Genomic DNA, 14,375 nt, shown 5'->3' on the forward strand with positions numbered 1-14,375 from the left:
CCGGTGGCGACAAGAGTGACGGCAGCAGCCCCCACTCCGAGGGCAGCCCTTCGGCTAAGGTTCTCCACTGATTTCAGCTCCGATCTTCTCGCCTGCTGGCCCTCTGTGCAGCCAGTCGATCATCCGGCGAAGATGGTGAATGCTTCACTCGTCGTGGGCGAACTGGATTCTTTGTGGACCATGCCAGCCTGGTCAAGGTAGTCAGCGATAATGTGCTCGCAATGTGCGCAGAATGTGCCCACCTTGGGAGTGGTCACTGGCTGCCGATGGCCCGATCCGGGAACGTGACAGGCGGCTACCTCCGCTCCAACGACACCAACGTCACCGGAGGGCGGCACCCCGACGAGCGCTGGGGTGGGATGGCTGTCGATTTTGCTGCAGTCGTGGAGGGCATCCGCTGCGATGAGGGGATGCAGGGAGACCGCGACCGGTGGGCGCGACAGCGTGCAGCGGGGCTCCTGCGTACCAGAGAGAGCAGTGAGCAGGCCAGCTACATCGAGCTGTTCTTCGATCTGATCATGGTGTTCGCCCTCAACCGGCTGGTCGGCTTCGTGGTGGAGGGTGCCGGTAGTGCCGACTCTTCCATCCGATGGATAGCGGTCGGAAAGGCTCTGCTGCTGTTCGTGCCGCTGATCTGGACGTGGACGATAACGGCCTACATGACCGCCAGGTTTCAGCCTGAGACGACAAGAGCCCGACAGTCGGTCCTGCTGACAGCCTTCGCGATGCTCGTGATGGGCACCAGCCTGACGACCGCCTTCGACGGTGGCGCTATCGCGTTCGTGCTGGCGTACATAGTGGCACAGACCGGACGGGTCGCGATTCTCGTCTGGTTCCTGGGCGCCCATCCCCTCCGCGATCTGTACTACCGGAACGTGTCCTGGTTCGCGGTAGGGGCGGTGTTCTGGATCGTAGGCGCGTTGACACACGGCACTGGGCGGCTGGCGTTCTGGGGCGTGGCGGTGGCCGTCGAACTGGGCTCGGCGCGGCTGGGTTGGCCGCTGCCGGGCCGGGGACGGGAGCGAGCCTGGGTGTGGGCTCTGCGGCCGCACTATCTGACGGAGCGGTATCAGCAGCTGATGCTCATCGCGCTGGGGGAGAGCATTCTGTCGGTTGGTGCCACATTCGCGGGCGGTCGCCGACAGGTGACTCTCAACGAGATCCTGGGCCTGCTCGTGGCGTTCCTGACGGCGGTGCTGCTGTGGCGGATCTATTTCCATCGAGCAGGTCTGGTGCTTGGCGACGCGGTGTCCCAAGCTCGCGATCCGGCAGGCGTCGGCCGATTTGCCGGATCCGCACACTTCATGATGATTATCGGAATCCTTGGCACCTCGATCGGGCATGGCATCGTCCAGACACGCCCGATCGGGCACAGCTATCCGGCGTGGCTCGCCATGATCCTCGGCGGCCCCGCCTGCTTCCTGCTTGGCCGGACCGCCCTCGAACTGGCCGTCTTCGCTCGAACCTCCCTCCGCCGGTGGGTGGGCATCGCCGTCCTGCTCGCAGCCGGCCCACCGTTGCTGTCCGCTCCACCGCTCGTCGCGGCATCCACCGCGGCGGCTGTCCTGTTCGGCGTCGTCCTGGGTGACAGCCGGCAGGCTGCCGGCCGCCCTCCGGAGCAGCCAGAGCCAGGCGACAGGGAGACCAGCTGGCTGGGGCTCACGAGGTTGGCCAAGATGATCCAGCGGCCGCCGAACCGGACGCGGAGCTGAACGTGGCTGGCCGGCGAGCCGGGTCAGCCGGGCCGCGCTCTACCGCACGCCGGTCCCCGGCCACCTGGCGGTCCGGTCACGGGCCGACGTAGAGCAGGCGGTTGGGCGAGCCGGTGCCGGGATTGGGCACGATCCCCACGGTCGCCTGCGCCACGAGGGCGTCGCGCACCTGGGCCGGGGTGAAGGTCGGGTTCGCCGCGAGGATCAGGACGGCGGCCCCGGCCACGTGGGCGGCGGCCATCGACGTACCGCTGGCGCTCGACGACGCCATGGAACTGGTGTACCAGGCGGAGGTGATGGCCACGCCGGGGGCGAAGAGGTCCAGGCATGCCCCGGTGTTGGACCAGGCGGCCCGCTGGTCGGTCTGCGACGTCGCCCCGACCGTGATCGCCGTCGGCACCCGGGCGGGGGAGTAGCCGCACGCGTTGGCGGTGTCGTTGCCCGCGGAGACGACGAACGTGACGCCGGAGGTGACGGCCGTGCCGACGGCCTGGTCGAGGACGGTCGAGGCCGAGGTGTGGTGGGCGAAGATCGCCACCGCCGGCTTCACCGCGTTGGCGGCCACCCAGTTCACGCCGGCGATCACCTCGGACACGGTGCTGGGCCGTACGCAGGCGATGACGCGTACGGCGACCAGCTTGACGTCCTTGGCCACCCCGTACTGGCGGCCGCCGACGGTGCCGCCGACGTGCGTCCCGTGCCCGTTGCAGTCGTCGGCCTGCCCGCCGTCGATCGCGTCGTATCCGCTGGTCGCCCGGCCGTTGTAGAAGTCGGAGTGCGAGAGGTACAGGCCGCTGTCGATGACGTACGCCCGCACCCCGCTGGCGACGTAGTCGAAGTTGTAGGTCTGGTTCAGCGGCAGGGCGCGCTGGTCGATCCGGTCGATGCCCCACGAGGGCGTGGGCCGTTGGACGGCGTCGGAGGTGACCGTCTGGTCCTGTTCGAGATACGCCACGTCGGGGTGGCCCGCCAGTCGCCTCGCGGCCGGCTCGGTCAGCCGTACCGCGAACCCGTTGAGCGCCGCGCCGTAGACCCGGGTGACGCTGCCGCCGTACCGTCGGGCCAGCCCCGCGGCCAGGTCCGGGACGGCGTCGATCGCGCGCCGGGTGCCGGCCGTGGCGCCCACCGCCGGGTCCCGCAGGACGACGATGTAGCTGTCGGCGACGGCGGTGGCGCTGCCGGATGCCCGGATCTGTCCGGTCACCCCGGCGACGGCCGGGGCGGGACTCGCCACCGCGAGGGCCGTGACCATCGCGAGGCCGGTGGCGAGCACCCGCCGACCGCTGCTGAGAACTGTCATGGCGTCTGTCCTCCCTGGTGCTCCCGCCGGTGCCGCCGAGGCGTCCGGGCGCGCGGGCACCGTCAGTTCACGACGAACAGCAGCGGGCTGGCCGGCTTGCCGGTGGTCGCGTTGGCGACCAGGTGGTCGCGGACCAGGTTCGGCGGCCAGTTGGTGACGGACACCACCAGCGCCGCCGCGCCGGCCACGTGCGGCGCGGCCATCGACGTGCCGCTGATGGTGTTGGTCGCGGTGTTGCCGGTGTACCAGGCCGAGGTGATCGACGAGCCCGGTGCCCAGATGTCCAGGCAGGCCCCGGTGTTGGAGTACGGCGCACGCGCGTCGGTGCTGGTGCTGGCGCCCACGGTGATCGCGACGGGAACCCGGGCGGGGGAGGAGTTGCAGGCGTTGGCAGTGGAGTTGCCGGCCGCCACGGCGTACGTCACGCCGGAGACGATCGAGTTGGTGACCGCGTTGTCCAACGTGCTGCTCGCTGTGCCGCCGAGGCTCATGTTCGCCACCGCGGGCTTGACCGCGTTCCGGGTCACCCAGTCGACCCCGGCGATGACGCCGGCGTAGGTGCCGCTGCCGTAGCAGTCCAGCACCCGTACGCCGACCAGTTGGACTCCCTTGGCCACCCCGTACGTGGCACCGCCGACGGTGCCCGCGACGTGTGTGCCGTGCCCGTTGCAGTCGTCCGCCGACCCGCCGTCGACCGCGTCGTAGCCGCTGACGGCCCGCCCGCCGAAGTCGCTGTGCGAGAACCGGATGCCGGTGTCGATGATGTACGCCCGTACGTTGCTGGCCGTGTTCGGGTAGGTGTACGCCTGGTTCAGCGGCAGGTCGCGCTGGTCGATCCGGTCCAGCCCCCACGACGGCGGGTTGAGCTGGGTCGCGTTGATCGACACCGCCTGGTCCTGCTCGACGTAGGCGACGTCGGGGTGGGCCGCCAGCCGCTTCGCGGCCGAGGTGCTGAGCGTCGCCGCGAAGCCGTTGACCGCCGCGCCGTAGACCCGGGTGACCGTGCCGCCGTACCGCCTGCTCAGCTCTCCGGCCTTGTCGGGCACCGCGACGCGGGCCTGGGCGGTGCCGGCCCGTGCGCCGACGGCCGCGTCCCTGAGTACGACGATGTACCTGCCCGCGACCGCGTTCGGGCTGTCGGCGAGCCGGATCTCGCCGACCGCCGGCGCCGCCATCGCCGGCCCGGCGGTGACCACGACGCCGGTCGCGATCGCGACGAGGGCGCCGAGCAGCTGACGCGCGTGGCGCGTGCGTGGGTAGGCCATCTTCCGGTCCTCTCCGACAGGCGCGCAGAGTTAATCGAAAGAAGTCTATGCGTCAGGGTGTCGCGTGACCCATACCGGAATCCCCATACCACCGGGCTGCGGTCGTCGTCACGGCTTGACCGCCCGGGTGGCGAAGTAGCCGGGCAGCCAGCCGGCGGTGGCGTCGGAGTGGTGCGGCGCCTCCTCGAAGCCGACGATGACGAAGCCGGCGGCGAGCTGACCGCCGATCTGCGCGGTCAACGTGTGGCTGTACTCCAACGGTGCGTCCGCGCCCCACAGGCGTTCGCGCTCCGCCGCCGGGACGTGCGTCAGGTCGCTGTACGGCAGCCGGTGGCGCACCACCAACTCGCCGCGCTGGTCCAGGGCCTCGTGGTCGAAGAGGAAGACGTCCGGGTTGAGGAAGCCGGACAGGAGCGTCCCGCCCGGTCGCAGCACCCGGAAGCACTCCCGCCACACCGGCGCGAGTTCGGGCACGAACAGGTTCGACACAGGATGGAAGACCAGGTCGAACGAGGAGTCCGGGAACGCCGACAGGTCGCGCATGTCGCCGAGGACCGTACGCAGCTCCAGCCCGTCCCGCCGAGCGACCGACTCGTCCTGTTCGAGCTGCCGGGGCGAGTTGTCGAAGACGGTGACCCGGGCCCCCGCCGCGGCGAGCGTCGGGCCCTGCTGCCCGCCACCGGAGGCCAGACACAGGATGTCCGTACCCGGGAGATCGGCGGGGAACCAGGAACGGTCGACGGGGCGGTAGCCGATCAGGACGACCGACCAGTCACCGGCCCGCGCCCTGGCGATCGTCTCGGTGGAGACGGGGCGTGACCACTCGTTGCCCTGCTCGACCTGCCGGTCCCAGGCGGTGCGGTTGTGTGCTACCGGGTCAAGAGCCATTGCCCCACGCTAGCGGTCGGGGCCGCGGCGCTGAATCACCGGAGAAGCGCATTGCCCCGTCGATGCGGGGGACCGCACCGACGGGGCAATGGCTTACCGGACGGGCGCTACCTACTTGACGATCGTGACCGTCGCCGAACGGTAGTTCTTGCCGTTCTTCTCCGGGTCGTAGCCCTTCTCGACGTTGCCGGAGGCGTCGACCGAGAACCAGTGGAACGTGGTGGTCTCGGTGATGCGGAACACCTGCCCCGGCTCACGGAACTCCGTCGCCTGGTAGCGCGGCGACTCGAGGGTGGGCCGGCTGCCATCCGTCGTGTAGTAGATGGTGGCCGGCTCGCTCGTCTCGAAGCGCACGTCGACGGAGCCGGTGTACCTGCCGCCCCCGGGCACGAGCTCGGACGTCGGCTTCTTCTTGTCGTTGCCCCACTCCGCCGCGATCCGGAACATCTCCATGATCCCGTTGGCGTACTCCATGGTCTCGGAGTGGCCGCTGACGAGCGCCGGGTCGCCCTCCCAGGCCGGCTGGAACGAGCCGCCCTGCCAGTTGCCGGTGGCCGGGTTGTAGATCGAGCCGCCGACCTCCCAGCCGAAGGCGTAGATCCCGTAGGTGTGGTACAGGTCCTCACGGACGTTGCCCGCGGAGGAGTACAGGACGTCCGACGAGCCGCCGACGTTCTCCGGCGTGACGACGGTCTCCCGGTACGCCTTGACCTGCGACAGGATCCGGCCGGCCGACTGCCAGTAGAACGCCTCGTCGCCCAGCGGCGGACGCGGCGTGGTGACCCGGCCGTCCGCGATGTAGGCGCCCGGCTGCCAGAACAGCTGGCCGCCGTTGGAGTGCACCGACATCATGAACTTGATGTTCGAGTACTTCTCGACCAGCCAGACGATGTTCTTCGCCTCGGGCTCGGAGAGCTTCTCCGGCCCCTGGTACGTGCCGCTGGTGCACAGCGACGAGCCACCGGAGTAGCCGTCCTGGGCCGACCCGACCCGGTAGTTCCGGTTCAGGTCGACGCCCCACTGGTTACGGCGGTCCGGATCGGCGTTCGCGTCCTCGCAGTGGTTCGTCATGTTCTTACGCTGCGAGGCGTAGTTGTAGAAGCTGTAGTTCGCGCCGTCGGGGTTGTTCGACAGGATGAGGAAGATGTCCGTGTTCTGGACGATCTTCTTCGTCTCCTGGTCGGTCTTGTAGTTGTGCACCAGACGCTCGGCCGTCTCCAGCGTCGTCGTCGCGGGCACCCACTCACGGGCGTGGTCCTGGGCCTGGATCAGGACACCCGGGTTGCGACCGTCACGGTGCTTGCCGATCCGGAGGACCGGGATGGTGGCCTCGCCGCGGGGCACCTCGCCCTCCGGCGCACCGACGCGCTTCTGGTCGAGGAAGTCGCTCAGCGCGACCGGCGCGAACGTCGGCACGACGAGCCCGGTGCCCGCGTTGGTGCGGTACGGGTGCGCCCGGTCGATCAGGCCCTGGGACTGGGTCTCCAGTGCCGCCGCCACCTGCGCGGCGGTGCTGGCGAGCGCGCCGTTGGCGTCCTTCGCGAGCTGGACGCGGACCGCCTTGCCCGACACGTCGACGCTGAGCGGAAGGTTGGCACCCGGCCGCTCCACGAACTCGACGGTGATGTCGTTGCCACCCTCGTGGCCCCACGCCGCCGAGCTGACGACGACCGCCGACTGCCCGGTGCCGCCGATCGTGGCCTGCGCCTTGCGCTGGTAGCCGTTCGTCTTGTACGGCAGGTAGACGATCTCGGCGATGTCCGGGTACTGCTTGGCGATCTCCTCAGCGCGCTGGAAGAGCTGCTGCGGGTGCTTGTAGCCGTCGATGAAGTCCGACTTGTAGCCCGGGTTGTCCGTCAGCGGCGGCGGAGCGTCCTCGAGCCAGTTGGAGACCTTGCCGGTGACGACGCCACCGGTCGAGCTGGTGACCTTGATCTGGTCGGGACGCGCGTCCAGCTTGAACAGGTTCCGGTGGAACATGTACTGCCCGGAGTCGACGAAGCGGCTCATCGTCCGGGCGAAGCCGAACGACGTACCGACGCCCGAGTCGTTCTCGAGCTGCATCAGGACGACCGGGTTGCTCTGGTTGCCTTCGGTGGTCCGCGCCTCGACGTAGAGGAAGCCCTGGCCCTTCGTGGTGAACCAGTCGGCGCGGACGACCCGTACCGTCGAGTCGTTCGCCTCGGTCAGCTGCGTCGACCGCGCGAGCGGCTGGGCAGCGGCCCGCGCCCCGACGGCCTGGAAGCCGCCGTCGGCAACGTCGCTCCAGGTGAAGCCCTCGTTCTCGCCGAGGATCTTGACGCCCATCGCCTTGAGTTCGGCGATCTCTGCGGCGTCGACGTGCGCCTCGCCCTCGATGCCGTCCGGCACGCGCGTGAGGCCGTGCTCGATGTCGTAGCCGGCGGCTACCAGCTTGTACAGCATGTCGGAGCCGGTCAGTTTGATGCGTACGTGGCCTGCATCATGACCCGCGCCGTGGGCTTTCGAGCCGGCGGCGGGGTTCGTGGGGTCCGCGCCCGCAGGCGCGGCCGCCACGAAAGCGGTTGCCACGAGGGCGGACATCGCGAAAAGCACGATGCGTGGCTGTCTGCCTCGCATACTCTCTCCTTCTGTCTGTGGCTGTGAATGATCGTGGCCGGCCCGAGTGCGGGACGGACCGGGCCGATTCGGTGAGGAACGGGCATGGTGCGTCCGCCCACGATGAGTCCGGCTTCGACGGATCGCGTCGGAGAAGGGTGCCGGTTGCGAGCGGGCTGAATGCGTCTCATGCGGTGCGTCGGGTGTCCGCCCACGGCGATCCAGGCCTCGACGGATCGCGTCGAGGGCCGTGCGGAGCGTGAGCGGAACTGAGGCGGGGGATGCGACAGCCACGTCGACGACCTGGCTTGACCAGGATCTTTGCATCGCCTGAGCCGTTTGATCAACCCTTTGGCCCGACGCTCAGGGTGATCCTCGGTGATTTCGGCGTGCCGGCACCCGGTGTCGGACGGCTCCTGGGCGCTGGCGTCACGGTTCGCGGTCGACTGGTCGGTATGTGGTTATCGATTGGCTTGTTCACTTTGGTCAGATCCACCCTGCGGTGACGACCTGTCACGAGGCCAGCGGCGGACGATCCGGCTCACACGGGGCCGGCGCGGGTGCGGCCGGTCACTACGCTGCCGCCCGTGGAGCCGATGACGAACGCGTTCTGGATGGCCGGCTGCGGGGCCGTCGCCGTCCTCCTCGTGACGGGCCTCGTCGCGCTGGTCGTCACGGCCAGCCGGCGGGAGCGGGAGCGGCGGGAACGCTGGCGGCAGTGGGCCGGCCAGTACGGCTGGACGTACGTCGAGCGGCCCCGGATCACCTGGACCGACCGGGTGCCGGGCCGCAACCGCCGGGGCGTGCGGTTCGCGTTGACCGGGACGACGCACGGCCGGCCCGTCTGCGTGGCCGAGTACGCGTACACCGAGACGCACAGCTCGACCGGCTCGGACGGCAACCCGACGACCACCTCGCACACCCACACGTACGTCGTCTGCTCGGTGTGGTTGCGGCGGGAGTTCCCGGAGGTCGCGGTCGGACCGCGCCACGCGATCTCGAAGCTGGGCCGCGCGCTGTTCGGCAGCGACACCTACGCCACCGAGCACGAGGAGTTCGACCGGCAGTGGCGGGTGGGCGCGGCGGCGCCGGGGCAGCAGGCGCTCCTCGGGCCGTCCCTGATCGCCGCGCACCTGGCGGGCACTGTGCCGGCCTGGAGCGTGCGGGGCGCGGAGCTGCTCACCTACCGGCCCGGCCGGCTGAACGATCCCGCCCTGGTGCCGTCGCTGGTGAACCCGCTGATGACGGTCGCGGACCTGCTCGAGCGGGGGCACTGACGAGCGGGGCCGGCGGGGTGAGCGCCGGAAACGACGCGGGAGGCCGGCCCTCGGGGACCGGCCTCCCGCGTCACCGCGTACGGATCACGGCTTCCAGGAGCCCGCGGTCCGGAACTTGTGCCGGTACTCCAGCCGGCCGTTCTTGTCGGCCACGTTGACCACCACCGTGCCCTCCCGCTTGCTGCCCACGGGCAGGTCGTTGCCGGAGCGCAGCATGTCGCCGCAGCCGGAGAGCGCGCTCGCCAGGCCGTTCACCCGGGTGCCGTTGTCGGCCACCCACTCGAAGTAGAACGGGTTGATGGAGCTGGTGCCCTTGGTCACCGTCGCGGTCACGTGGGCGATCAGGTACATGCCCTTGTCCGGGTCCGGGGCGTACGTCCGGCAGCCCTTGGTCTCCGTGGTGAACCGGGTGACCGTGATCTCCATGGTCCCCTCGTCGTCGGAGACCACCAGGGTCGCGCCGGGCCGCAGGTTGGAGGTCTCGCCGTTGCCGGCCGGCGGGGGGCCGTCCGGCGCCAGGTCGGTGACTCCCGGCGTGGGCAGGGCCTTCCGCAGGTCGTCCGCCGCCTTGTCGGCGCTGGCGAAGAGCGCGACGGCGCCGCCGACGCAGCAGAGCAGGGCCAGCACGGCCACCACGGCCACGATGATCAGGGCGGTCTTCTTCTGCGACGGGGCGGCCGGACCCGGCGGGTAGCCGGGGCCGGCGGGCGCGAAGCCGGGCGCGCCGGGCTGGTAGCCGGGACCACCGGGCGGATAGCCGGCTGCGCCGGGCGGGTAGCCGGGCCCGGGCGGGTAGCCGGGCGTACCGGACACCGGCGGGTACGGGGTGCCCGAGATCGGCTGGTGCGGGGCGGGCCACGGCACGCCCGGCGCACCCGAGACCGGCGGCTGCGACGTCCCGGACACCGGGGGCACCGGCCCTCCGGAGACGGGCGGCTGTGCCCACGGCTCTCCGGGTGCGCCCGACACCGGCGGCTGCGGGGCGCCGGAGACCGGCGGCTGTGGAGCTGCCCACGGGTCGTTGGTCGGCGGCTGCGGGGCTGCCCACGGGTCGTTGGCCGGCGCCTGCGGCGGCACGGGCGGGAGCGGGGCCCACGGGTCCCCTGTGGTCTGCCCGGCGCCGGAGGTCGGCGGCTGCGGAGGATGGCCACCCTGTCCGGCGGGGAACTGCGGCGTCTGGGCCGGCGGCTGCTCCGGGGTCGGTTGGTGCGGATCCTGGGGCCCGTAAGGGGGCGGGGGGTGACTCACCGTACTCCTAGGCAGCTGACGAGGGGGCAACGCGGCTGACGCTACCGTGCGCGGACGACGGACCATCTTCGCGTCTCCGACAGCGCCGCCGCTCTCCCCTGTTCGGATCCGGTGCCCCGGGTCAACCGGGCAGCAGCACGGCGGCGGTGCGTACCAGGGCGTCGTCGACACTGAACCGGCCGGTGACCAGCTCGGGCGGATCGGTCACGGGGGCGGCGTCGCGCCGCGCCGACGCGATGCGGGCGCGGAACGTGCCGGCGTCCGGGTCCAGCTCCACCAGGGCGTCGTGGAAGTCCAGCCACGTGCCGACGATCGGGTGCCACACCTTGTAGACCGTCTCCTTGACGCTGAACACCACCGCCGGCCAGGAGATCCCCGCCGGCAGGTGGGCGCACCGCTCCTCCTCCTCGGGCAGGCAGATCATCCGGCGTACGCCCGCGTTGAGCTCGCGGTGCCCCTCGGCGTCGATGCCGACCGAGCGGATCTCGTCGGCGCGGGCCGCGACTGCCGCGCAGTAACCGTTGGTGTGGGTGATGGCGCCGACCACGCCGGCCGGCCAGACCGGCGCCCGGTTCGCCGCCGAGGGCACCGCGACCGGGGGCACGCCGAGGGCGGCCAGTGCCCGGCGGGCGCAGACCCGCCCGGCGGTGAAGTCGCGGCGGCGGCTCTCCACCGCGCGCTCGCCCAGGCAGGCCCGCTCGGCCGGCAGCAGCCCGCCTGACCAGTCCGGCGCCTCGGCCACGGCCACCGCGACGGCCGGCGGCAGCAGGTCACGCATCGCCGCCTCCCGACAGGTACGACCCACGCATGGTTGGTGAAGGTACCGCACCGCGTAACGCCGGAGCGTCCTGCGGCGCTGACAGTGCGTCGCCGTGCCGCGGCGATCCACTGTCGAGGACGACCCGCCCGGGGCGGGCCCACGTGAAACCGGAGAGGGAGTGCGATGACCGGTGCTGCGGATTCCTCCGCAACGGGGACGGGCGAGCATGCTCCGCTGGCTCCCGACTGGACCTGCGACACCTGCGGCGCCGACTGGCCGTGCGCGGTGAAGCGGTCCCGGCTGCTGGAGGAGTACCGGGTCGACCGGGCCATGCTCAGCGTCTACCTGGGCTCCTGCCTCGCGGCCGCCGCGCAGGACCTGCCGGCGCCGTCCGGCACCTCCCTCCAGGGCCGGTTCATCGGCTGGCTGCCCCGGAGCCCCCGGATTCCCTGACCCGCGCCCGGGGGCGACACCTCCGTCGTCCCCGGGCGCCGGCGGTCAGTAGGCGTGCGTCACCGTGATCGTGATGTTCGTGCAGGAACTCGCCTGGCTGGTCAACGCGCTCTTCTCGGCGCTGTCGACGGTCAACCGCCACCGGGTCTTCACCGCCGCCCACTCGCCGACGTAGCGGCACTTCTCGTAGGTCGGCAGCCAGGTGGTCGGGTCCTGGTCGCCCTTGGACTGGTTGACGTTGTCGGTCACCGCGACCAGCGACCGGACGTCGCCGAGGTCGTTGGCGAAGGCCTGCCGCCGCGACGTGGTCCAGTTCCGGGCGCCCGAGTCCCACGCCTCGGCCAGCGGCACCATGTGGTCGATGTCCAGGTCGGACGGGTCGGTCCAGGTGGCCGCGTCGTAGTAGGAGCGCCAGCGCCCGCCGGTGAGCTTGCAGCCGGAACCCACCGTGGGCCGGGTGGTGGCCTCGGCGATCAGCACCTCGTACCGGGTGTTGCAGCCGTCGGAGTCCGCGTCGATCCAGTGCGGGAACAGGGTGCGGGAGTAGCCGGTGCGGTTCTCCGTGGCCACCGGCAGGTCGGCGATGAGGGTGCGCAACGGCACCGAGACGGTCGCCGCGTGGGCGGGGGCGGACAGGCCGAGGGTGGCGGCGGTGACGGCGGCCAGCAGGCCGCCGGTCCAGCGGAGGGTACGGGACATCGCGAACTCCGTCCGATCGATCGGGGGTTGGCCGACAGTGCAACCGACCCGGGTGCCGAGGGACCGGACCCGAGATGGCTGGAGAACCAAATCGATCGATACGTTACGGGAATTCGTGGGTCGTGGGAATCGCGCCAGCAGCAACATGTGTCGAACTCGGGGTTCGGTCGGCGGTCGATCCGTACCGTTTGCGCGAGATGACGGACCGTTAAGTGTCGGATGTAAACCATCCGTTCGGTGTCGCGTAGGTCGGAAATCTGACCTAAGTCGACCCGTTGTGTCGGTGGTACGGGGTGGTTAAGCTCTTGATGCGCGCCCCAATCGCCCGCTTCCCCCGTGGCAGGCGATCGGGGCGCGCTTCTACGTCGAACGGGCCCGCACGCCACCGCGTGCGGGCCCGTTTCCCGTGCACCCGCCGCGCGTGACGGGTGCCGTGCCGCGCGTCAGATCCAGCGGCCGTCCAGCCACATCCGCGCCGACCACTCCGCGTACGGCAGCACCTTCCCGACGAAGATCGGATAGAAGTACGCGAAGCAGAGCGCCACCAGCAGGACGTACGCCCCGGCGATCACCCCGCCGACGAGCCTGCGGTCCCGGGCCTCGACCGCTTCCACGGCGGGAGGCCCGGTGTCGCCCGCCCGCGCGGCGACAGTTCCCGGTGGGCCGGCCGGCGTGACGATCGCGCCGAGCACGTAGGTCACCGCCAGCACCAGGAACGGCAGGGCCGGCGCCGTGTAGAAGGAGAACATCGTCCGGCCGTCGAGGGCGAACCAGAACCAGGGCAGCAGGCCGGCCGCCACGACGAGCAGGATCGTCCCCGCCCGCCAGTCCCGCCGGGCCAGGCCCAGCCAGGCCAGCGCCGCCAGGGCGGGCAGGAACGACCACCAGAGCAGGGGGGTGCCGAGCAGCAGGACCTCGGAGGCGCAGCTCGCCGCCCCGCAGGGCCCGTCCGGGGACCAGTGGAAGGCCACCGGCCGGCCCAACAGCAGCCACTGCCACGGCCACGACTGGTACTTGTGCGGCTCGTCGAGGCCCGTGTGGAAGCCGTACGCGGCCTTGTGGTACTCGATCAGGTTGTTGAGCGCGCCGAAGACCGGGGTGTCGCTCAGCGGCGCGTTCGGGTAGCGCTCCGCGAGCCGGTAGTAGCCGTCGTCGCTGAGCAGCCAGCCGGACCAGGTGCCGACGTAGGTGAGCACCATCAGCACCCCGGCCAGCACCAGCCACGGCACCTCGTCGAGGAGGGTGTCCCGCCACGGCCGGCGTACGCCGACGGAGCGGCGTAGGCCGACCTCCCAGAGGATCACCAGCAGCGCGAAGACGGGCAGGAAATAGAGCGCGCTCCACTTGACCGCGCAGGCGCAACCGAACAGGACCCCGGCGGCGAGCCGCCACCAGGGCCAGTTCCGCCAGCCGCCCGCCGGCCGCCCGGCCCGCCCCGGCCGGCCCGGATCCAGGCCGGCCTCCAGCGCCCGGGCCCAGCGGCGCCGCCGGGCGTCCCGGTCGAGCACCAGAGCGCCGAACGCGGCCAGCACGAAGAACAGCAGGAAGATGTCGAGCAGGGCGGTGCGGGACAGCACCAGGTGGAAGCCGTCCAGCGCGAGCAGCAGGCCGGCCGCGCAGCCGAGCACGGTCGAGTGGAACATCCGCCGGCCGATGCGGACCAGCAGCAGCACCGACAGGGTGCCCACGACCGCCGCAGAGAACCGCCAGCCGAACTCCGGCGCGGTGGTCATCAGGTGCCCCGGCGCGGAGATGCCGTGCTCGGCGTCGGAGTAGCCGAAGGCCCACTCGCCGAACCCGATCAGCCACTTGCCCAACGGCGGGTGGACCACGTAGGACGGGCCGTTGTCCTTGAAGTTCCACTCGACGCCCTTTTCGACCAGCGCCCAGCCCTCGCGGGCGTAGTAGGTCTCGTCGAAGATCTTGCCGGGCGGGTGGCTCAGGCCGACGAAGCGCAGGATCGCCGCGATCGCGACGATCACGCCGGTGGCGAGCCAGGAACGCCCGTCCAGCCCGGCCTCGACCGTGGCCAGCCGGCGCCGGACGACACCCGGAACCCCGCCGCCGGAGGTCGGGGACGACCCCTGGGGTGGGCTCCCGTCCGTGGGATCCGGTCCCGCCTGGCCCGCGCTCTGTGCTGTCGACGCACTCGTCACCCGGCGATCGTAGGCTGCGAAGGTGCCCGGCGGCGTCCGT

Annotated in this window: 11 protein-coding genes; 3 read left to right on the top strand and 8 right to left on the bottom strand. The window is 71.2% G+C overall.

Annotated features, from left to right (window positions below; genetic code table 11):
* The first annotated feature begins 173 nt into the window (after positions 1 to 173).
* Positions 174 to 1,712: a low temperature requirement protein A gene (locus ACGFIR_RS04815; protein ID WP_393143255.1), complete on the top strand. Its 1,539-nt coding sequence runs from the start codon at positions 174 to 176 to the stop codon at positions 1,710 to 1,712.
* A gap of 76 nt (positions 1,713 to 1,788) precedes the next feature.
* Here the strand turns inward: ACGFIR_RS04815 and ACGFIR_RS04820 are convergent, their stop codons facing one another.
* The 4 genes from ACGFIR_RS04820 to ACGFIR_RS04835 form a co-directional block, all read right to left on the bottom strand.
* A complete protein-coding gene (locus ACGFIR_RS04820) occupies positions 1,789 to 3,012 on the bottom strand; it encodes a S8 family peptidase (protein WP_393143257.1) in 1,224 nt (407 codons plus the stop codon).
* A 62-nt stretch (positions 3,013 to 3,074) separates the two neighbouring features.
* Positions 3,075 to 4,277 (bottom strand): S8 family peptidase, encoded by a 1,203-nt coding sequence (locus ACGFIR_RS04825; protein ID WP_393143258.1) that lies wholly within the window; start codon positions 4,275 to 4,277, stop codon positions 3,075 to 3,077.
* Between the two features lie 108 nt (positions 4,278 to 4,385).
* Positions 4,386 to 5,165 carry a class I SAM-dependent methyltransferase gene (locus ACGFIR_RS04830; RefSeq protein WP_393143260.1) on the bottom strand — a complete coding sequence of 260 codons (780 nt, stop codon included), beginning with the start codon at positions 5,163 to 5,165 and terminating at the stop codon, positions 4,386 to 4,388.
* Positions 5,166 to 5,276: 111 nt separating this feature from the next.
* Positions 5,277 to 7,589, bottom strand: coding sequence for a M14 family metallopeptidase (locus ACGFIR_RS04835; RefSeq protein WP_393143262.1), 2,313 nt, complete (start codon positions 7,587 to 7,589; stop codon positions 5,277 to 5,279).
* A 740-nt stretch (positions 7,590 to 8,329) separates the two neighbouring features.
* Here ACGFIR_RS04835 and ACGFIR_RS04840 point away from each other — a divergent pair.
* Complete coding sequence (locus ACGFIR_RS04840) at positions 8,330 to 9,019, top strand: hypothetical protein (RefSeq protein ID WP_393143263.1); 690 nt, start codon at positions 8,330 to 8,332, stop codon at positions 9,017 to 9,019.
* Between the two features lie 84 nt (positions 9,020 to 9,103).
* On the opposite strand, the gene ACGFIR_RS04845 is transcribed toward ACGFIR_RS04840, so the two are convergent.
* Together ACGFIR_RS04845 and ACGFIR_RS04850 are read right to left on the bottom strand one after the other, a co-directional pair.
* Positions 9,104 to 9,925: a hypothetical protein gene (locus ACGFIR_RS04845; protein WP_393000317.1), complete on the bottom strand. Its 822-nt coding sequence runs from the start codon at positions 9,923 to 9,925 to the stop codon at positions 9,104 to 9,106.
* 463 nt (positions 9,926 to 10,388) lie between these two features.
* Entirely contained in the window at positions 10,389 to 11,045 is a 657-nt protein-coding gene (locus ACGFIR_RS04850) for a 4'-phosphopantetheinyl transferase (RefSeq protein ID WP_393000315.1), read from the bottom strand.
* 165 nt (positions 11,046 to 11,210) lie between these two features.
* Here ACGFIR_RS04850 and ACGFIR_RS04855 point away from each other — a divergent pair, with 165 nt between their 5' ends.
* Positions 11,211 to 11,480 carry a hypothetical protein gene (locus tag ACGFIR_RS04855; RefSeq protein ID WP_393000313.1) on the top strand — a complete coding sequence of 90 codons (270 nt, stop codon included), beginning with the start codon at positions 11,211 to 11,213 and terminating at the stop codon, positions 11,478 to 11,480.
* A 45-nt stretch (positions 11,481 to 11,525) separates the two neighbouring features.
* On the opposite strand, the gene ACGFIR_RS04860 is transcribed toward ACGFIR_RS04855, so the two are convergent.
* Both ACGFIR_RS04860 and ACGFIR_RS04865 read right to left on the bottom strand, forming a co-directional pair.
* The gene (locus ACGFIR_RS04860; RefSeq protein ID WP_393000311.1) at positions 11,526 to 12,179 is read right to left on the bottom strand and encodes an HNH endonuclease family protein; all 654 of its coding nucleotides are present in this window, start codon (positions 12,177 to 12,179) and stop codon (positions 11,526 to 11,528) included.
* A gap of 443 nt (positions 12,180 to 12,622) precedes the next feature.
* Complete coding sequence (locus ACGFIR_RS04865) at positions 12,623 to 14,335, bottom strand: dolichyl-phosphate-mannose--protein mannosyltransferase (protein WP_393143264.1); 1,713 nt, start codon at positions 14,333 to 14,335, stop codon at positions 12,623 to 12,625.
* Positions 14,336 to 14,375: the final 40 nt, after the last annotated feature.

Source organism: Micromonospora sp. NPDC049051, from assembly GCF_043197575.1.
In the GTDB taxonomy this organism is placed as follows: domain Bacteria; phylum Actinomycetota; class Actinomycetes; order Mycobacteriales; family Micromonosporaceae; genus Micromonospora.

Coding starts and splice junctions, on each gene's coding strand:
- ACGFIR_RS04820 (WP_393143257.1), bottom strand. CDS start 3,012: ATGACAGTTCTCAGCAGCGGTCGGCGGGTGCTCGCCACCGGCCTCGCG.
- ACGFIR_RS04825 (WP_393143258.1), bottom strand. CDS start 4,277: ATGGCCTACCCACGCACGCGCCACGCGCGTCAGCTGCTCGGCGCCCTC.
- ACGFIR_RS04830 (WP_393143260.1), bottom strand. CDS start 5,165: ATGGCTCTTGACCCGGTAGCACACAACCGCACCGCCTGGGACCGGCAG.
- ACGFIR_RS04835 (WP_393143262.1), bottom strand. CDS start 7,589: ATGCTGTACAAGCTGGTAGCCGCCGGCTACGACATCGAGCACGGCCTC.
- ACGFIR_RS04850 (WP_393000315.1), bottom strand. CDS start 11,045: ATGCGTGACCTGCTGCCGCCGGCCGTCGCGGTGGCCGTGGCCGAGGCG.
- ACGFIR_RS04855 (WP_393000313.1), top strand. CDS start 11,211: ATGACCGGTGCTGCGGATTCCTCCGCAACGGGGACGGGCGAGCATGCT.
- ACGFIR_RS04860 (WP_393000311.1), bottom strand. CDS start 12,179: ATGTCCCGTACCCTCCGCTGGACCGGCGGCCTGCTGGCCGCCGTCACC.